The organism is Flavobacterium okayamense (assembly GCF_019702945.1).
Lineage (GTDB): Bacteria > Bacteroidota > Bacteroidia > Flavobacteriales > Flavobacteriaceae > Flavobacterium > Flavobacterium okayamense.
In genome coordinates, this window is sequence record NZ_AP024749.1 from 1,755,581 (window position 1) to 1,775,963 (window position 20,383).

Here is a 20,383-nt window from a genome sequence, read left to right on the forward strand (position 1 = left end):
TGGACAAGCAAAGAAAATGAATAAAACTTATTTCAAAAATCCGATATTGTATTATTAAATGTCTTTTTCAAATATGAAAAAGACATTTTTATATTGGATTTAAGCCACTTTTACAAAAATCCATTTTTGCAGTAGGTAAAAAAATGATAAAAATTCAATTTAAAGCTATTTTTAATCGATTTAAGACACTTTTTAGAAATTAACAAATGTTGATAACTTTAGATTATTTTGTGTCTAATTTTTAAACATTCTCTCTCTAATTAATTATATTTGTTTGTTAACAACAAGTTGATATTATAAGCATTTAAAATATGAGTGAAGAAGTAAAAAAGAATGGCTATTCAGCCGACAGTATTCAGGCGCTTGAAGGGATGGAGCACGTACGTATGCGTCCTTCCATGTATATTGGTGATACTGGAGTTAGAGGTTTACATCATTTAGTTTATGAAGTAGTAGATAACTCTATCGATGAGGCTTTAGCTGGACATTGTGATACGATTAAAGTTATAATTAATGAAGATAATTCCATTTCTGTTGAAGATAACGGGCGTGGTATTCCTGTAGATTTACATAAAAAAGAAGGTGTTTCTGCTCTTGAAGTTGTAATGACAAAAATTGGAGCTGGAGGTAAATTCGATAAAGATTCATATAAAGTTTCTGGAGGTTTACACGGTGTTGGTGTATCGTGTGTTAACGCACTTTCTGATCACTTAAAAGCTACTGTTCACCGTGATGGAAAAATTTGGGAACAAGAATACGAAAGAGGGAAATCTTTATATCCTGTTAAACAAGTTGGAACTACTGATAAAAGAGGAACGATTGTAACATTTAAACCAGATGGTTCAATCTTTACGCAAACCTTAGTATATTCTTACGATACTTTAGCAGCTCGTTTACGTGAATTATCATTCTTGAATAAAGGAATCACAATTACTTTAGTTGATAAAAGAGAGACAGATAAAGATGGAAATTTCTTAGGTGAAACGTTCCATTCTCAAGAAGGTTTAAAGGAATTTGTTAAGTTTTTAGATGGAAATCGTGTGCCTATTATTGGTCACGTTATTTCAATGGAAAACGAAAAAGGTGAGATTCCAGTTGAAGTTGCCTTGATTTATAACGATAGTTATTCTGAAAATATATTTTCTTACGTAAATAACATCAATACGCACGAAGGAGGAACGCATTTACAAGGTTTCCGTATGGGATTAACGCGTACGTTGAAAAAATATGCCGATGCTTCAGGTTTATTAGATAAATTAAAATTTGAAATTTCTGGAGATGATTTCCGTGAAGGTTTAACAGCTATTATTTCGGTAAAAGTTGCTGAACCTCAATTCGAAGGTCAAACCAAAACGAAATTAGGAAATAGAGAAGTAGTTTCTCCAGTTTCGCAAGCTGTTGCAGAAATGTTAGAGAATTATTTGGAAGAGAATCCAAATGATGCTAAAATAATTGTACAAAAAGTAATCTTGGCTGCTCAAGCACGTCATGCTGCGAAAAAAGCGCGTGAAATGGTGCAACGTAAAACCGTTATGGGTGGTGGTGGATTACCTGGAAAATTATCAGATTGTTCTGAGCAAGATCCAGCAAAATGTGAAATATTCCTTGTCGAGGGAGACTCGGCGGGTGGAACTGCAAAACAAGGACGTGATAGATTTTTCCAAGCTATTTTACCGTTACGTGGTAAGATTTTGAATGTGGAAAAAGCAATGCAACATAAAGTATTTGAAAACGAAGAGATTCGAAATATTTTTACTGCTTTAGGTGTTACTGTTGGAACTGAAGAAGATAGCAAAGCTTTAAATTTATCAAAATTACGTTATCATAAAGTAGTAATTATGTGTGATGCCGATGTTGATGGTTCTCACATTTCAACTTTAATTTTAACGTTCTTTTTCCGATATATGAAAGAACTTATTGAAGGAGGGCACGTTTACATTGCACAACCACCTCTATATCAAGTTAAGAAAGGTAATAAAAAAGCCTATGCTTGGAATGATGACCAACGTGATAGATTGTCAATGGAATATGGTGGAGGAGCAAACGTTCAACGCTATAAAGGTCTTGGAGAGATGAATGCAGAACAACTATGGGAAACTACATTGAATCCAGAATTTAGAACTTTACGTCAAGTTACTATTGAAAATTTAGGAGAAGCAGATAGAGTTTTCTCTATGTTAATGGGAGATGAGGTTCCGCCAAGACGTGAATTTATCGAGAAAAACGCAGCGTATGCTAAGATTGATGCGTAATATATAAAAGAAAAGGTGTCGATTATCGACACCTTTCTTTTTTTATATTATTTAAGTACTTTTTTAGAGTATTTTTTATAAAAAGCTCATTTTCATTTGGTAAATTTGCAAACATTAATTTAGAATTCAATAAACATTAATAATTAAAAAACTATAAACACAATGAAAGTAACTATTGTTGGTGCGGGTAATGTAGGTGCAACATGTGCTGATGTTATTTCGTACAGAGGAATTGCAAGCGAAGTAGTATTGATTGATATTAAAGAAGGTTTTGCTGAAGGTAAAGCTATGGATATCATGCAATGTGCAACTACTACTGGCTTTAATACAAAAGTTGTTGGAAGTACAAATGATTATACGAAAACAGCAGGAAGTGATGTAGTGGTAATTACATCTGGAATCCCAAGAAAGCCGGGTATGACTCGTGAAGAGTTAATTGGTATCAATGCTGGAATTGTAAAATCTGTTTCTGATAATGTATTAGCACATTCTCCAAATGCAATCATTGTAGTAGTTTCAAATCCAATGGATACGATGACTTATTTAGCGTTAAAAGCGACAGGATTGCCTAAAAATAGAGTAATCGGTATGGGTGGTGCTTTAGATAGTTCTCGTTTTAAATATTTCTTATCACAAGCTTTAGATAAACCATCAAATGATATTCAAGGTATGGTTATTGGAGGTCATGGAGATACAACAATGATTCCTTTAACAAGATTGGCTTCTTACAACGGTTCGCCAATTTCTAATTTCATGTCGCAAGAAGAAATGGATAAAGTAGCTGCTGATACTATGGTTGGTGGTGCAACGTTAACTAAATTGTTAGGAACATCAGCTTGGTATGCGCCAGGTGCATCTGTTGCGTATTTAGTTGATTCAATATTAAACGATCAAAAACGTATGATTCCTTGTTCGGTAATGTTGGAAGGAGAATATGGACAAAATGATATTTGTATAGGAGTACCTTGTATCATTGGTAAAAATGGCGTTGAAGAAATTGTTGATATTAAATTAAACGAAGCTGAAAAAGCTTTATTTGAGAAAAGTGCTGATGCTGTTCGTAATATGAACGAAGCACTTAGTTCAGTATTATAGTATATATTTTACATCAATTGAAACTGCCAAATTAATTTGGCAGTTTTTTTATGTTCAGATTTCAACAAAAAAACTACAAAAAAATCAATTTTATTGCTTAATAAAATTGGTTAATCCTATTGTAAATTATATATTTGTCCGTTTTTATAAAAATAACAGAATAATTAATATTTAAGTAGTAATGCAGAATAGAGGATTAATTAAGTTTTTCGCAATCATATTTGCTTTGGTATGTATTTACCAATTATCGTTTACTTTCGTTGCAAATAAAATTGAGAAGGATGCTAAGGCTTTTGCAAATGGTGACTTCAAAAAAGAAGTTTCGTATTTAGATTCAATTTCTAAAGAGAAGGTGTTTTTAGGTCAAACTTACGCAGACGTAAGAAACAATCAAATTAACAAAGGTCTTGACTTAGAAGGTGGTATTAATGTTATCCTTCAAATTTCAGTTAATGATATTTTAAAAGGTTTAGCAAATGGTTCGAAAAACCCAGCTTTTAACAAAGCTTTAGCTGATGCAAAACAAAATCAACAAGGAAATCAAGATTATATTGATGCTTTTTTCAAAGAAGCTAATGCTGCAAATGTGAAATTGGCAGATGCTGAAATCTTCGGAAATAGAACTTTAGATGATGTTATTAAATTTGACATGACTAATGCTCAAGTTGAACCAATTATCAAACAAAAAGTTCAAGAATCTGTAGAATCTGCTTTTAAAGTATTACGTGAGCGTATCGATAAATTTGGAGTTACACAGCCAAACATTCAATTATTAGGGAATTCTGGAAGAATTTTAGTAGAGTTACCAGGAGCTAAAGACGTTGATCGTATTAAGAAATTATTACAATCTACAGCTCAATTAGAATTTTGGGAAACATACAAAGGTGAAGAATTAGGTAGTTTCTTAGTTGCTGCTAATGAGCAATTAAAAAAGACAGAGGTTAAAGAAGAAACTGAAGTTGCAGAAGCAGCAACAGGGATTGACTCTTTATTAACAGATAAAACAGATTCTACTAAAGTTCAAGTTAACCCTTTATTTGATAAAATAGTAATGCCAGGACAACAAGGATCTCCTTACATTGCTTATTTTAATACAAAGGATACTGCAAAAGTAAATTCTTACTTAAATAGAAGTGATATACGCTCATTATTGCCTTCTGAATTAGCAAATGTTAAATTCGCTTGGGGAAAAATTAATGAAAAGTCACCAGAAATGGTTGAATTGTATGCACTTAAGGGTAATAGAGATAATGTTGCCCCATTAAGTGGTGGTGTGATTGTTGATGCTCGTGATACATTTGATCAACTAGGTAAGCCAGCTGTTTCAATGCAAATGAATGGAAACGGTGCAAAGAAATGGGAAGAAATTACAGGAGCTGTCTCTCAACAAGGAAATGCAATTGCAATTGTATTAGATAATATTGTATATTCTGCACCAGGTGTTAGTAGAGGTGCTATTTCTGGAGGACAATCTGAAATTTCAGGTAGTTTTACGGTTAATGAAACAAAAGATTTAGCAAACATTTTAAGAGCAGGTAAATTGCCAGCTTCTGCAGAGATTGTTCAGTCTGATGTTGTTGGACCATCTTTAGGACAAGAAGCTATTGATAATGGTTTAATTTCATTCATCATAGGTTTCTCATTGGTATTATTATGGATGGTAGTTTACTATGGTAAGGCAGGTTTCTATGCTAACTTAGCTTTATTGGTAAACATCTTATTTATATTTGGAATTTTAGCTTCATTTGGTGCTGTATTAACATTACCTGGTATTGCTGGTATCGTTTTAACAATAGGTATGGCGGTAGATGCTAACGTAATTATTTACGAGCGTGCTAAAGAAGAGTTAGATTCAGGGAAAACAGTTGAAGAGGCAGTTGGTTATGCATATACATGGAAAGGTGCCATGTCATCAATTGTTGATGCTAACGTTACTACATTAATTACTGCAATTATTTTATTTGTATTTGGAACAGGACCAATTAAAGGTTTTGCAACTACATTAATTATTGGTGTTGTAACTTCTGTATTTACTGCGGTGTTTATTACAAGATTAATGTTAGAATGGAGTTTAAGTAGAAATGAAAATATTTCTTTTTCAACGTCAATTACTAAAAACTGGTTTAAAAACTTAAATTTTGATTTCTTAGGAAAACGTAAAATTGCTTATGTAATTTCTGCAATCTTAATTGTATTAAGTATAGTTTCAATTGCAACTAAAGGATTAAATCAAGGAGTTGATTTCTTAGGAGGTAGAACTTACCAAGTACGTTTTGAAAAACCAGTAGTAGCTTCTGAAGTTTCTAAAGATTTATCAGCTGTGTTCGAAGGAGCAGGAGCTGAAGCTAAAACTTTTGGTAATGATAACCAGTTGAAAATTACTACGAAATATAAAGTTGACGAAGAGGGAGAAGGTATTGATAAAGAAGTAAATCAAAAATTATACGATGGATTAAAGAAATATTTACCATCAGATTTAACTTATGAGCAGTTTGTTACTTCTTACGAAGGAAAAGAGTTTGGTGTTATGCAAGCTTCTAAAGTTTCGGGTACAATTTCAAAAGATATTAAGACTAACTCTTTATGGGCAGTTTTAGGTTCTTTATTAGTTGTGTTTGTTTACTTAATGATTTCATTCCGTAAATGGCAATTTGGTTTAGGTGCTGTTGTAGCTGTAATGCACGATGTTATCATTGTTTTAGGAATTTTCTCATTCTTCTATACAATCTTACCATTTAATATGGAGATAGATCAAGCATTTATTGCAGCTATCTTAACGGTTATTGGTTATTCATTAAATGATACAGTAATTGTATTTGACCGTGTAAGAGAGTATTTAGATTATAATTCTTCATCTGATTTTAAAGGATTAGTAAATAAAGCATTGAACTCTACTTTAAGTAGAACAATTAATACATCTGCAACTACGTTAGTTGTATTAATTGCAATCTTCATCTTTGGTGGAGAAACTATTAGAGGGTTTGTGTTTGCAATCTTAGTAGGTATCTTAGTTGGTACATATTCATCATTATTCGTTGCAACTCCTGTAATGAATGATACTATGAGTGATAAAGAAGCTAAGAAAATGGCAGAATTCAAAAAAGAAGATTAATTTCGATTTTAATATTTTAAAAAGTCCTGATGAAGATCAGGACTTTTTTTATATCTTTTATTTTTAAAAACTTTTGACTATGCGTTTATTAATTTTTATGTTATTTCTAGTTTTCGTTTCATGTAATAAGAACGTGAAATCAAATGATTTTTTTAGAGATTTTGAAGACAATCGTTGGCCTTTTAATCAAGATGTTGAGTTCGATTTTACAATTGATCAAGGAGAAGAATTATGGTTGCATTTTGGCCATATTTATGATTACGATTACGATATGATTCCTATCGAAATGGAAATCACTAAAACGGAAGGAGATTTGAATAAAATGTTTGTTATTGAAAAATTAAAAGTCAAAAATGTTAATGGTGGTGATTCAGGTGAATGTCTAGGAGATATTTGCGATTATTATCAAAAGGTAAATCTTAAAGATTTAGAACCTGGAAAATATCATATAGTATTAAGAAATAAATCAGATTTACCGTATTTACCAAATGTTTTAGGAATTGGTTATCAAATCAGAAAACCAAATCAATAAAAAAAGCCGCTCAATTGAGCGGCTTTTTTTTATTCTACTTTTTTGGCTTTTACAATAAAGTAAATCCCAGCTATTATAAACGGTATACTTAACCATTGTCCTGTAGAGAAAACTCCAAGAGCATTTTCAAACCCTCCTTGACTTTCTTTTACATATTCTACAAAGAAACGAACGGTCCAAAGTAAGACTAGGAAAACACCAAATAAGTAACCTAATTTTTGACGTGTTTCTGTTTTCCAGTATAAATAAAATAAAATAGCAAACACAAAAACGTATCCAATTGCTTCATATAATTGTGCAGGATAACGATACGGAATTGAATTTAATATTTCAACAAATTGTGGATTGCTTTTAACAGCATTAAAAGCTTGATCTACATCAGGAATTTGAGTTAGTTTTGTTACTTCATAACTATTTAGAGTGTCTTCTCCACGAATGAATTTTGTAGCTAAAAAGCTTGATTCAGATGTGGGTTTTCCAATAATTTCAGAATTAAAAAAGTTTCCTAGACGTACAAATATAGCTCCAAGTGAAACAGGAATTACAATTCGGTCTAAAATCCATAAAATGGGCTTTTTAATAATATTTTTACTGTAATACCACATTACAAGAATTATAGATATTGCAGCTCCATGACTTGCTAATCCTGCAAAACCAGTAAATTTCCAACCTTCAGCGGTTTCTTTAATTGGAAGTAAAATTTCAAGAGGATGATCTTTAAAGTAATCCCAATCATAGAAAAATACATGACCTAAACGAGCTCCAATTAATGTCGCTAAAACAGTATATAAAAAAAGTTTGTCTAATTTTTCTAAAGATTCTTCTTCACGTTCATAAATAGCTTTCATAACGTACCAACCTAATCCAAAGGCTACTACAAACATTAAACTATAGAAACGAACATTAATAATTCCTAAATCTATTCCTTCAGAAGGATTCCAAATCATGGCTAAAAAACGCATATTAAATTGTTATTTAAGGCTAAAAATAAGTATAATAGTTGGGAAACTTGTTAAAAATAAGTAAACTTTTATTAGATTTTTAGGGAACAGGATCGTAACCGCTTCCTCCCCAAGGATGACAACTAAATATGCGCTTTATTGCAAGCCAACCGCCTTTAAAAACGCCGTGTTTTTTTAGGGCTTCAGCAGTATAATGTGAGCATGTAGGTGAGTAGCGACAAGTTGCCGGTGTGTAAGGTGAAATGGCTACTTGGTAAAATCGAACTAAGAAAATAAAAGGATAGGCTAATATTTTTGTTATCGTTTTCAAATTAATTTACTGTAAAAGAAGTGCCTTCTTTTCCATCTTTAAGTTGAATTCCTAAAGCTAAAAGTCTATCGCGAATTTCATCAGACAATGCCCAGTTTTTATTAGCCCTTGCTTCGTTTCGCATTTCGATTAACATGTTTACAACACCATCTAATTTATTGGTATTTGAACTTGAAGATTCAGAATCGAAATTCAAACCTAAAACATCTACTAAGAAATCTGAGAAAGTCGATTTTAATATTGCCAAATCATTTTCTGTAACGGTTTCTTTTCCTTCTTTAATTAGATTGATAAAACGAACACCTTCAAATAATTGTGCAATTAAAATAGGTGAATTAAAATCGTCATTCATGGCATCGTAACAAGATTGCTTCCATGAAGTTATATCTAAACTTGAATTTGCTGAAGCTGAAAGATTCGCAAGATTTTTATAAGCCTCACTCATTCGGTTAAAACCTTTTTCACTGGCAAGCATAGCTTCGTTAGAAATATCTAAAACACTTCTATAGTGAGCTTGTAAAAAACAAAAACGTACAATATTAGGATGGAATGGTTTTTCAAAGAAATCGTTGTTTCCGTTGACTAATTCCATTGGTAAAATATAATTACCAGTCGATTTACTCATGCGTAAACCATTCATAGTAAGCATATTCGTATGCATCCAATAACGAACAGGCGAATGTCCGTAACCAGCTTTTGCTTGAGCAACTTCACATTCATGATGCGGGAATTTTAAATCCATTCCACCACCGTGAATATCAAAAGTTTCACCTAAGTATTTTGTACTCATTGCAGTACACTCTAAATGCCAACCCGGAAAACCAGCGCCCCAAGGTGAATTCCAACGCATAATGTGTTGTGGCGATGCATTTTTCCAAAGTGCAAAATCTTGAGGATTCTTCTTTTCAGTTTGTCCGTCTAAATCTCGTGTATTGGCTAAAAGTTCTTCAATGTTGCGATTACTTAACTCTCCGTAATTTAAACCTTTTGCATTATAGGCTTGAACGTCAAAATAAACCGAACCATTACTTTCGTAAGCAAAACCCAATTCAATTAGCTTTTCAGTTAATTCAATTTGCTCTAAAATATGTCCGGTTGCTGTTGGTTCAATAGTAGGAGGAAGAAAATTAAAAGTATCTAAAACTTTATGGAAATCAACCGTATATTTTTGAACAATTTCCATTGGCTCTAGTTTTTCCAATTTCGATTGTTTTACAAAACGATCGTTTTCTACATTCCCATCATCTGTTAAATGTCCTGCATCCGTAATATTTCTTACATAACGAACATTGTAACCTAAATGTGATAAGTAGCGGTAAATTACATCAAAACTCATAAAAGTTCTAACATTTCCAAGGTGAACATTACTGTAAACTGTAGGTCCACAAACATACATTCCAATTCTTCCTTCATGAAGTGGCTTAAAATCTTGTTTGTCGCTCGTTAATGTATTGTAAACTTTAAGTTGTTGGTTTTGATATAATTTCATTTTGTTTTTTGAAGCTTTTCCTGCTTTCCGCTATATCTTTTTTGTCAGTTCGAGCGAAGTCGAGAACAAAAAAGGATGTCGCTTCAATCAGGGCTAATTTTCTTTAAGAATAATATTTTACTTTAACAATTAGATTTAAACTAAAATTGAGTTTCCAATTTTATATAATCTAAAAATTCTCTACGTACTTTTTCTTCTTTAAATTTTCCGCCAAATTCAGCAGTAACTGTACTACTTTCAATGTCTTTAATTCCTCTTGAATTAACACATAAATGTTTGGCATCCATAACACATGCTACATCTTCAGTACCTAAAACTTTTTGTAATTCTTGAACAATTTGTATTGTCAAACGTTCTTGTACTTGAGGTCTTTTAGCATAATAATCAACTATTCTATTCATTTTAGAAAGACCTACAACAGTACCATTTGAAATGTAAGCAACATGCGCACGACCAATAATGGGTAATAAATGGTGCTCACAAGTAGAATAAACAACAATGTTTTTTTCAACTAGCATTTCACCATATTTGTATTTGTTATCAAATGTAGATGAACCCGGTTTTTTATCAGGATGAAGCCCTCCAAAAATATCTTTAACAAACATTTTTGCAACACGATTAGGAGTTCCTTTTAAACTATCGTCAGTTAAATCTAAACCTAAAGTATTTAAAATATTTTCTACGTCTTTCTTTATAGACTCAATCTTTTCGTCATCAGTTAAATCAAAAGCATCTGAACGTAAAGGAGTTTCAGCACTAGTTGCGATATGATTATTACCTAATTCTTCGTGTAAATCCTCGTTATGACTCATAGTATAATTCTTGCAATTTTTGAAGATGCAAAGATAATTAATAAACTTTAAAAATGTGATGCCTTTGTAAAATAATAAAAATGTAATAAAATAACAGATATTGTTATAAATGTTAATTATTAAGAAAAGAGCCGTCTAATTTTATTTTATTGTTAAATTTGTTGATTATACTAAACCAAAACAAAAATAAATTAACAAAATGAAAAAGTATTTACTACTCTTATTACTAATGTCAACTCTTTTTGGTTTTTCTCAGGAAGAAAAGTCTTTATTAGACTTTATATCTCTTAATGAAAAACAATCCAAAAATGATTTACTAGTTGAGATGAAATGGGATTTTTCTGAATTTAATAAATCAAATGATCATTTTTTTATTGAAATTATTCCTATTCAAGATTGTTGGAATAGACTTGAAGCTGAAATGTTAAATGAAGGATTCGAAATTGTTATAGATAATAAAAATAAATTATTAGAAGATAATTTGATTATTAGTCACTTAAAATTAAAAGCAAAGTGTTTTAAATATAGAGTTGGTTCAAAAAAAACTCATGAAAAAAAATCTGATTGGTCATTTTATACTTTCGTAAACCTTTAACTATTGAGATGAAAAAAATTTTACTTACATTATTATTATTTAGCTCAGTGTTGTTGTTTTCACAATCTCCTACTTGTGAAAGTGCTTCGGCTATTTGTTCTGGGCAAGGTGGTCCTTATAATAATACTAACAATACCACGCCTGGTGGAAATTCATCAGGTTATGGAACGGTAAACTGCTTGTTTTCAACTCCTTATCCGGCATGGTTTTATATGCAAGTAGGAGTTTCTGGTTCTATGGATTTTACTTTAGTACAAACTGTATCATCAGGAAATCCAGATGTTGACTTTGCCTTATGGGGGCCATTTACTTCATTAAATAATTATTGTGACAATTTATATGGATATTCTGCAGGCTATACTGGTCCAAATAATGTAGTAGATTGTAGTTATTCTGGTTCTGCTACTGAGACAATAAATATTCCTGGTGCTACTGCAGGTCAGTATTATATATTACTGGTTACTAATTATGGTCAACAACCTGGTTCTTATACGATTAATCAAACAGGAGGTACAGGTTCATTGAGTTGTGAAATAGTTTGTGGTGTAGACTTAGGTCCAGATCAACAGTTTTGTAATTCAACCATTACGAGTTACACGATGACTGCTGAATTTAATCAAGCTCCTACAACTGTTGGTACACCTACTTATTCATGGTATTTAGGTGGGGTTTTACAAGGAACAACTACGACTAATCAATATACTGCTAACCAAGAAGGTACTTGGACAGTAGAAGTTATTCGTCCAGGTTGTTCAGATGTAGCCACAGATGACATTGAAATTTTATTCGATTCCGAGCCGATATTAAATTCACCACCTCCGATTTCTGGATGTGCTCCTTTTGATTTAACGTCAATTATACCGGGATTATTATCACCTGCAAATCCAGCGGATTATGTTGTTTATTTTTATGAGGATATAAATGATGCTTTTACAGGGAGTTCTAATTATATAGCAACACCTACGAGTTATACTCCAGGTTTTACAGATATTTTTATTCGTGTAGAGAATAATGGTAATCCTACATGTTATAATGTTGATGAGATTTTACAATTGATAATAGATTGCGCATCACCGTGTAGTTTAACACTAACTTCTGCTGTTTCTTCAGATGCTCAAACAATTTGTTTAACAGATGCACTTGATGATATTATCTTCACTGCAGGAGGAGATGCGACAGATGTTGTTGTTACAAGTGGTTCATTTCCAACAGGAGTGACTGGAGTTTATAATGCTGGGACTTATACTGTATCGGGTACACCTACTCAAACGGGTAGTTTTGCTGTAACCATTTCTACAGTTGGTTGTGCAACAAACATAACACACGATATTACTATTGTAGTAAATGAGCCTTCAGATGCAGGGTTAGATGGAAACACTACAGTATGTGATAATGACACTAATGTTATTGATTTGTATGCATTAATATCAGGAGAACAAACAGGTGGTGTTTGGACACAAACATCAGGTGTAGGAGGTACTTTTGATGCTACTGCTGGGACATATACACCGGCTTTAGGAGCAACGACTTCAACTTTTGAATATACGATTACTGGAGCTGCACCATGTCCAGATGATGTGAGTGTTGCAACAATAACAATAGTACCTCAAGCAAATGCTGGTACAGATGGCGCTACCACAACGTGTGAGAGTAGTTCAACAGCAATAGATTTATTTTCATTGCTTACAGGAGCACAAACAGGTGGAACTTGGACCCAAACTTCTGGAACAGGAGGTACATTTAATGCTGGGGCAGGAACGTATACACCAGCGTTAGGCGCCACGACTTCTACATTTGAGTATACTATTACAGGTACGCCACCGTGTGTGGATGATGTGAGTGTAGTTACAGTTACTATTACAGCAACACCAGATGCAGGTAATGATAATTCAATAACATTATGTAGCACTAGTTCTTCTGTAGATTTATTTACAGTATTATTAGGTTCACCAGATTTAGGCGGGACTTGGTCGCCAGCCTTAGCAAGTGGAACAGGAGTTTTTGATCCGGCAGTAGACACAGCAGGTGTTTATACATATACGATAGATATTCCAGGATGTACCATTGCATCAGCAGCTATAACTGTTACAATTAATGCGCAACCCGACGCGGGATTAGATGGGGCTACCACAGTTTGTGATAGTGATACAACAGCCATAGATTTGTTTGCTTTACTTACAGGAGCGCAAACAGGAGGAGTTTGGACACAGACTTCAGGAACAGGTGGAGTGTTTAATGCAGCAGCAGGAACTTATACACCAGCTTCAGGAGCAACTACATCTACTTTTGAATACACACTAACAGGTGTAGCACCATGTGTAGATGATATGAGTGTGGTTACCGTAAACATCAACGCACAACCTGATGCAGGGTTAGATGGCGGAGTTACCATATGTGATAACGATACGAATGTTATTGATTTATTCTCGTTAATCACAGGAGAACAAACAGGTGGCGTTTGGACACAAACTTCAGGTACTGGTGGGACGTTTGATGCAGCAGCAGGAACTTATACGCCAGCTTCAGGGGCAACGACATCAACATTTGAATATACACTAACAGGAGTAGCACCATGTATTGATGATGTAAGTGTAGCTACTATAACAATAAATGCACAACCCGATGCTGGATTAGACGGAAATACAACGATTTGTGATAACGATACAGCAGCAGTTGATTTATTTGCTTTACTTACAGGAGCGCAAACAGGTGGAGTTTGGACACAGACTTCAGGAACAGGTGGAGTGTTTAATGCAGCAGCAGGAACATATACACCAGCACCTGGAGCGACGACATCAACATTTGAATACACACTAACAGGTGTAGCACCATGTGTAGATGATATGAGTGTGGTTACCGTAAACATCAACGCACAACCTGATGCAGGGTTAGATGGCGGAGTTACCATATGTGATAACGATACGAATGTTATTGATTTATTCTCGTTAATCACAGGAGAACAATCAGGAGGAGTTTGGACACAGACCTCAGGAACTGGTGGAGTATTTAATGCAGTAGCAGGAACGTACACACCAGCACCAGGAGCAACAACATCTACATTTGAATATACACTAACAGGAGTAGCGCCTTGTGTTGATGATGTAAGTGTAGCTACTATAACAATAAATGCACAACCTGATGCGGGATTAGATGGTTCAACATCGGTTTGTGATAGTGATACAACAACAATAGATTTATTTGCTTTACTTACAGGAGCGCAAACAGGTGGCGTTTGGACACAGACATCAGGAACAGGAGGAGTATTTGATGCAGCAGCAGGAACTTATACACCAGCCTCAGGGGCAACGACATCAACATTTGAATATACACTAACAGGAGTAGCACCATGTGTTGATGATACAAGTATAGTAACAGTTACTATTACAGCACAACCCGACGCAGGATTAGACGGAAACACAACGGTTTGTGATAATGATACAACAACAGTTGATTTATTTACTTTACTTACAGGAGCGCAAACAGGAGGAGTTTGGACACAGACCTCAGGAACAGGTGGAGTATTTAATGCAGCAGCAGGAACTTATACTCCAGCTTCAGGAGCAACGACATCTACATTTGAGTATACTCTAACAGGTGTAGCACCGTGTATAGATGATACAAGCGTAGTGACGATAAATATCAACGCACAACCTGATGCAGGGTTAGATGGAGCAACAACAGTTTGTGATAACGATACGAATGTTATTGATTTATTCTCGTTAATCACAGGAGAACAATCAGGTGGCGTTTGGACACAAACATCAGGAACAGGCGGAGTATTTGATGCAGTAGCAGGAACGTACACACCAGCACCTGGAGCAACATCATCTACATTTGAATATACACTAACAGGAGTAGCGCCTTGTATTGACGATGTAAGTGTAGCTACTATAACAATAAATGCACAACCCGATGCTGGATTAGACGGAAACACAACAGTTTGTGATAACGATACAACAACAATTAATTTATTTGCTTTACTTACAGGAGCGCAAACAGGAGGAGTTTGGACACAGACCTCAGGAACAGGAGGAGTGTTCGATGCAGCAGCAGGAACTTATACGCCAGCTTCAGGGGCAACGACATCAACATTTGAATATACACTAACAGGTGTAGCGCCATGTATAGATGATACAAGCGTAGTTACGATAAACATTAACGCACAGCCCGATGCAGGATTAGATGGGGCTATCACAGTTTGTGAGAGTGATACAGCAGTGATTGATTTATATGCTTTAATATCAGGTGAGCAAGCAGGAGGTGTTTGGACACAAACTTCAGGAACAGGAGGAGTATTTGATGCAGTAGCAGGAACGTATACACCAGCACCTGGAGCAACGACTTCAACATTTGAGTATACACTAACAGGCGTAGCGCCATGTATAGATGATACGAGTGTGGTTACAATTACAGTCAATCCTGATGCTGAAATAACTTTAATGACTGATATTACAACAACAGATCAAGAGTTATGTCAAGGTACAGCTATCTCAACTATAGAGTATGAATTATCTAATGGAGCCACTGGAGTTATTGTTGCAGGTTTACCAGCAGGTATAACTTACACCATCAACGGTAATATAGTTACTATTTCAGGAACGCCTACAGATTTAGTTGGCGTATATAATTATTCAGTTACTACAACAGGAGGTTGTTCGAGTGATATGGAAAGCGGTAGTATTGAAATAACAAATGGAGTATTACCGACTTTTGATCCAATGCCAGATATTTGTGAAGGAAGTGGATATTCATTACCGACAACATCAACAAATGGTATTACAGGAAGTTGGTCTCCAGCTTTTGATAATACACAAACAATGATGTATACTTTCACTCCTGATGCTGGACAATGTGCAATACCAACAACAGCTACAGTAACTATTATTGAAAAACCTGTATTATCAATAAATAATCCATTGCCAATAACTTTATGTGATGGAGAGTTTTTACATGTAGACTGGACAAGTAATGTAGCGGGTACTACCTTAACGTATACGGCTTCTAGCAATAATGTTACTTATCCTAGTAATGGAGATCAAAGTACATTAGATCAAGTTTTATCATTAATAAATTCGGATCAGATAGGCGATATTACGATAACAATTACCCCTTTTGCTAATGGCTGTTCAGGAGATGCGATACAAGTACCAGTTCGAATCAATCCAAATCCGGTTATAAGTTCTGTTTCAGTAGATCAGAATACGATTTGTTCAGGCAATGAAGTTACTTTTACTGTAACGAGTAATTTAGGAGGAACGACTTACGATTGGTCGGTAATAAATAATACCGGAGTTACTGTTGTGGGAGGCGTTACAAGTGGAACGATAACTACAGGTACATTAATGTTAGTATTAGAGAACTCTACACCTGGATTATCAGGAACAATAGAAGTTGATTTTACACCTTATAGAGATGGATGTCCAGGAGCGACAGTAGTGAGTGAAGTAATTACTGTTAATCCTATTCCGGGAGTTCCAAACGGATTACCAGAATATTACATATGTGATGGAGAAGCTACGCCGATGAGTATCACTTCAGATCCATTTGTAGCGGGGACAGAATTGATATATGATGTTGTAGATTATTATAATGTAACGGGATATAGTTCAGGCGGACCATTACCGGAGCCATTATTAATAGAGGATGTTTTAACATTAACAGATTCCTATGTTCAAGGTTATGTGGTTTACCGCATTTGGGCTACATTAAATGGATGTGATGGAGAGTATAGAGACTTTACGGTTTATGTAAATCCTAATCCACAACCGGTTTTAACAGATGGTGCGATATGTGTTAATGATATAGGAACAGTTTTCCAAACGTATTGGTTAACAGTTGAAGGATTACCAGGGACAAATTATCAGTATACATGGTATGAGTCATCAGATCCAGTTAATCCTATTGCAATAACAGGAGTTCCAAGTTTAGAGGTAGCTGTAGCGGGTAGTTATTATGTAGTGGTAAGAGATTTAAGTTCAACGGACACTTCATGTGAGGGTACTTCAAACACAGTAAGTGTAATAGAGACCAATCCAGCGACAAGTTTTATCACAACGGTAACTGATGCATTTAGTGATAACGCAACAGTTGTTGTTACGGTAACAGGAGGAAATGGTATGTTATTGTATCAGATAGATGGTGGAGCATTCCAAGAATCGAATGTGTTTACAGGAGTAAGTGCAGGAGAACATGTTATTACGGTTATCGATTCACAAGGGTGTACTTATTTACAAGAGACAGTATTGGTGATAGATTATCCAAACTTCTTTACACCAAATGGAGATGGATATAATGATACATGGAATATAATAGGTTTAAACCAACCAGAGGCGAAGTTGTACATTTTTGATAGATACGGTAAGTTAATCAAGCAATTAAGTACAGTAGGACCGGGTTGGGATGGAACGTATAATGGTGAGCAATTACCATCGACAGATTACTGGTTTAGTTTAGAATATTTAGAAAACGGAGTAGCTAAAGAGTTTAAGGCACACTTCGCAATGAAAAGATAATAAACAGAATTTATCCAAAAAAAAATCCCCACTATTTAAGTGGGGATTTTTTTATTAATTTTAAAAATTATCCCTTGTAAACTGATAAAGCTTCTTTTAAAACCTGAACTGATTTTATTAAGTCTTCTTTCTTTAAAACATAAGCAATTCTAACTTCATCTAGACCAACACCAGGAGTCGAATAAAATCCAGCTGCTGGTGCAACCATTACAGTTTCGCCATTATAATTAAAATTTTCTAATAACCATTGTGCAAAATCATCTGCATTTTTTACGGGTAATTTAGCAATACAATAGAAGGCTCCTTTAGGTACTGCAACTTTAACACCTGGAATTTTATTTAGTTCGTTAACTAAAGTATCTCTACGGTCTTTATATTCAGTAATAACCTCATCAAAATACGATTGAGGAGTTTCTAAAGCAGCTTCACTGGCAATTTGAGCATAAGTTGGCGGACTTAAACGTGCTTGTGCAAACTTCATGGCTGTAGCCATAACTTCTTTATTTTTAGAAACAATACACCCAATTCTTGCACCACACATACTATATCTTTTCGAGACAGAATCAATCATAATTGCATTTTCTTCAATTCCCGGAACGTTCATTACTGAATAGTGTTTAAAACCATCATAAGTAAACTCACGATATACTTCATCAGCAATTAGAAATAAATCATGCTTTTTCACAATTTCAGCAAGCTTTAGAATCTCCTCTTGAGAATATAAATATCCTGTTGGGTTTCCGGGGTTACAAATTAAAATAGCTTTTGTTTTAGCAGTAATAAGCTTTTCAAATGCCTCGATTGGAGGTAAAGCAAAGCCATCTTCAATTGATGACATTACAGGAACAACTTTTACCCCAGAAGCAGTAGAAAATCCATTATAATTTGCATAAAAGGGTTCAGGAATAATAATTTCATCATCTGTATCCATTGTACTTCCCATAGCAAACAGTAATGCTTCTGAGCCTCCAGTTGTAATAATAATATCTTGATTGTCTATTGGTAAACCATGATTTTTATAATATTCTGAAAGCTTGTTTCTATAACTTTCAAATCCTGCGGAGTGTGAATACTCTAAAACCTCAATATTTGCATTTTTTACAGCACTAATTGCTGATTCAGGAGTTTTAATATCTGGTTGACCAATATTTAAATGATAAACTTTATGACCTTTCTTTTTTGCTCCTTCAGCAAACGGAACAAGTTTTCTAATTGGTGATTCGGGCATTGCTAACCCTTTTTTGGAAATTTTTGGCATAATCAAGTTTGTTTGAAAGTACAAAATTGCACTTTTTTAAATAAATGGAAAAAATAAATGTTTTAAAAATGTTAAATGAAATCAATAATTTGATAAAATTTCCTACATTTAAGTACAAACTTTTAAAATGATAACAATTTTACACATAAGAGTGTTGTTTTTTTTATTTTGGGTTACTTTATCCTTCTCTCAACTAAATTGGAATTCAAATAAAGATAAAATTGTAATACCTTTTGAATTAACCGATAATTTAATAATTGTTGATGTAGTTATAAATGAAGTTGATCTTAAAATGATTCTAGATACAGGTTCCGAAAGAAATTTATTATTTAGTTTTCCAGAAAATGATAGTATAGAGTTTTATAGTCCTAAGTTGATTAAGGTAAAGGGGCTGGGTTACGGAGAAAGTTTAGAAGCTGTAATATCTTCAGATAACAAGTTCACAATTAAAAATGAAAGCTTAGTAGACTCTAATTTTGAAATTTTATTGATTACTAATCAAAATATTGGACTAATAAATAAATTAGGAGTTCCAATTAATGGAATTATAGGCTCTTCTTTTTTTAAAGATTATCTTTTAGAGATAAAATATTCAAGTAAAAAAATTGTTATTTATAAAAAAAGAACTTCTAAAATAAATAAACGATATAAATCAAAAAAAATTGACTTGATTCAATATAAACCCTATATAAATTTAAAAATATCTAATAATAGTAAGGTAAGTGAGTTTAACCTTTTATTTGACACAGGACTAAGTGATGGGTTATGGCTATTTGAAAATGATACAATTGAATCTTCAAATAAATTTTTTAATGATGTATTAGGTAAAGGTTTAGGTGGAGATATTAATGGAAAAAAATCAAGAGTTGAAGAACTTTATATTGATACATTTAATTTAAAAGACGCATTAGTCTCTTACCCTGATAGTATATCTGTAAAAAGTTTGGAACTTTTTAAAAATAGAAATGGTTCTTTGGGAGGAGAAATAATAAAAAGGTTCGATTGGTTTTTGGATTATCAAAATTCATTATTTTTTTACAAAAAGAACTCAAATTTTAATGACCCGTTTAATTATAATATGTCAGGAATTGAAGTTCAACACGATGGTGTTGAATGGGTTAAAGAAGTTAAACGAACCAATGAAAGCTCTGTTTACAATAATGTTGATGCACTTGAATATGTATATAATAATTCAGATTTAAAAAATGCACATAGTTTTAAATTAAAAAATATATATAATATTTATTCTGTAAGAGAAAATTCTCCCGCTTATTTAGCTGGTGTTCGAGAAGGAGATAAAATTGTTTCTATAAATAACAAGAACGCATATTCGTTTACACTACAAAAGATAAATGATTTATTTCAATCTGAAGAAGGTAAAAAAATAAAATTAGAAGTGGAACGAGAAGGTGAAATTTTAGAGTTTGAATTTTATCTTGAAAAAATATTATAAC

12 protein-coding genes are annotated in these 20,383 nt (G+C 33.5%); 7 read left to right on the plus strand and 5 right to left on the minus strand.

The window, feature by feature from the left end; all coding sequences use genetic code 11:
• The first annotated feature begins 311 nt into the window (after nucleotides 1-311).
• The 4 genes from gyrB to KK2020170_RS08155 all read left to right on the plus strand — a co-directional run bounded on the left by gyrB (nucleotide 312) and on the right by KK2020170_RS08155 (nucleotide 6,991).
• Complete coding sequence (gene gyrB / locus KK2020170_RS08140; protein WP_221257841.1) at nucleotides 312-2,252, plus strand: DNA topoisomerase (ATP-hydrolyzing) subunit B; 1,941 nt, start codon at nucleotides 312-314, stop codon at nucleotides 2,250-2,252.
• Nucleotides 2,253-2,414: 162 nt separating this feature from the next.
• Nucleotides 2,415-3,347, plus strand: a complete 933-nt coding sequence (gene mdh / locus KK2020170_RS08145) for a malate dehydrogenase (RefSeq protein ID WP_221257842.1) — start codon at nucleotides 2,415-2,417, stop codon at nucleotides 3,345-3,347.
• 181 nt (nucleotides 3,348-3,528) lie between these two features.
• Nucleotides 3,529-6,459 carry a protein translocase subunit SecDF gene (secDF, locus tag KK2020170_RS08150; RefSeq protein WP_221257843.1) on the plus strand — a complete coding sequence of 977 codons (2,931 nt, stop codon included), beginning with the start codon at nucleotides 3,529-3,531 and terminating at the stop codon, nucleotides 6,457-6,459.
• Between the two features lie 79 nt (nucleotides 6,460-6,538).
• A complete protein-coding gene (locus KK2020170_RS08155) occupies nucleotides 6,539-6,991 on the plus strand; it encodes a gliding motility lipoprotein GldH family protein (protein WP_221257844.1) in 453 nt (150 codons plus the stop codon).
• 29 nt (nucleotides 6,992-7,020) lie between these two features.
• On the opposite strand, the gene lgt is transcribed toward KK2020170_RS08155, so the two are convergent.
• The 4 genes from lgt to folE all read right to left on the minus strand — a co-directional run bounded on the left by lgt (nucleotide 7,021) and on the right by folE (nucleotide 10,564).
• On the minus strand, nucleotides 7,021-7,953 hold the full coding sequence (gene lgt, locus KK2020170_RS08160; RefSeq protein WP_255567298.1) for a prolipoprotein diacylglyceryl transferase: 933 nt from the start codon (nucleotides 7,951-7,953) through the stop codon (nucleotides 7,021-7,023).
• 79 nt (nucleotides 7,954-8,032) lie between these two features.
• Nucleotides 8,033-8,254 (minus strand): membrane protein insertion efficiency factor YidD, encoded by a 222-nt coding sequence (gene yidD, locus KK2020170_RS08165; protein ID WP_221260014.1) that lies wholly within the window; start codon nucleotides 8,252-8,254, stop codon nucleotides 8,033-8,035.
• A 10-nt stretch (nucleotides 8,255-8,264) separates the two neighbouring features.
• The gene (gene cysS / locus KK2020170_RS08170) at nucleotides 8,265-9,752 is read right to left on the minus strand and encodes a cysteine--tRNA ligase (RefSeq protein ID WP_221257845.1); all 1,488 of its coding nucleotides are present in this window, start codon (nucleotides 9,750-9,752) and stop codon (nucleotides 8,265-8,267) included.
• A gap of 140 nt (nucleotides 9,753-9,892) precedes the next feature.
• A complete protein-coding gene (folE, locus tag KK2020170_RS08175; protein WP_221257846.1) occupies nucleotides 9,893-10,564 on the minus strand; it encodes a GTP cyclohydrolase I FolE in 672 nt (223 codons plus the stop codon).
• A gap of 199 nt (nucleotides 10,565-10,763) precedes the next feature.
• On the opposite strand from folE, the gene KK2020170_RS08180 reads away from it, so the two are divergent.
• Nucleotides 10,764-11,159, plus strand: a complete 396-nt coding sequence (locus tag KK2020170_RS08180) for a hypothetical protein (RefSeq protein ID WP_221257847.1) — start codon at nucleotides 10,764-10,766, stop codon at nucleotides 11,157-11,159.
• Between the two features lie 8 nt (nucleotides 11,160-11,167).
• Complete coding sequence (locus tag KK2020170_RS08185; protein ID WP_221257848.1) at nucleotides 11,168-17,671, plus strand: T9SS type B sorting domain-containing protein; 6,504 nt, start codon at nucleotides 11,168-11,170, stop codon at nucleotides 17,669-17,671.
• A 67-nt stretch (nucleotides 17,672-17,738) separates the two neighbouring features.
• Here the strand turns inward: KK2020170_RS08185 and KK2020170_RS08190 are convergent, their stop codons facing one another.
• A complete protein-coding gene (locus KK2020170_RS08190) occupies nucleotides 17,739-18,929 on the minus strand; it encodes a pyridoxal phosphate-dependent aminotransferase (RefSeq protein ID WP_221257849.1) in 1,191 nt (396 codons plus the stop codon).
• Nucleotides 18,930-19,056: 127 nt separating this feature from the next.
• Between KK2020170_RS08190 and KK2020170_RS08195 the strand changes: the two genes are divergently transcribed.
• Entirely contained in the window at nucleotides 19,057-20,382 is a 1,326-nt protein-coding gene (locus tag KK2020170_RS08195) for a PDZ domain-containing protein (RefSeq protein WP_221257850.1), read from the plus strand.
• Nucleotide 20,383 lies beyond the last annotated feature (1 nt).

Bases quoted from the DNA above. Each gene is read 5' to 3' on its own strand.
- cysS (WP_221257845.1), bottom strand. From the start codon at position 9,752: ATGAAATTATATCAAAACCAACAACTTAAAGTTTACAATACATTAACG.
- gyrB (WP_221257841.1), top strand. From the start codon at position 312: ATGAGTGAAGAAGTAAAAAAGAATGGCTATTCAGCCGACAGTATTCAG.
- mdh (WP_221257842.1), top strand. From the start codon at position 2,415: ATGAAAGTAACTATTGTTGGTGCGGGTAATGTAGGTGCAACATGTGCT.
- secDF (WP_221257843.1), top strand. From the start codon at position 3,529: ATGCAGAATAGAGGATTAATTAAGTTTTTCGCAATCATATTTGCTTTG.
- lgt (WP_255567298.1), bottom strand. From the start codon at position 7,953: ATGCGTTTTTTAGCCATGATTTGGAATCCTTCTGAAGGAATAGATTTA.
- KK2020170_RS08180 (WP_221257847.1), top strand. From the start codon at position 10,764: ATGAAAAAGTATTTACTACTCTTATTACTAATGTCAACTCTTTTTGGT.
- KK2020170_RS08185 (WP_221257848.1), top strand. From the start codon at position 11,168: ATGAAAAAAATTTTACTTACATTATTATTATTTAGCTCAGTGTTGTTG.
- folE (WP_221257846.1), bottom strand. From the start codon at position 10,564: ATGAGTCATAACGAGGATTTACACGAAGAATTAGGTAATAATCATATC.
- KK2020170_RS08190 (WP_221257849.1), bottom strand. From the start codon at position 18,929: ATGCCAAAAATTTCCAAAAAAGGGTTAGCAATGCCCGAATCACCAATT.
- KK2020170_RS08195 (WP_221257850.1), top strand. From the start codon at position 19,057: ATGATAACAATTTTACACATAAGAGTGTTGTTTTTTTTATTTTGGGTT.
- KK2020170_RS08155 (WP_221257844.1), top strand. From the start codon at position 6,539: ATGCGTTTATTAATTTTTATGTTATTTCTAGTTTTCGTTTCATGTAAT.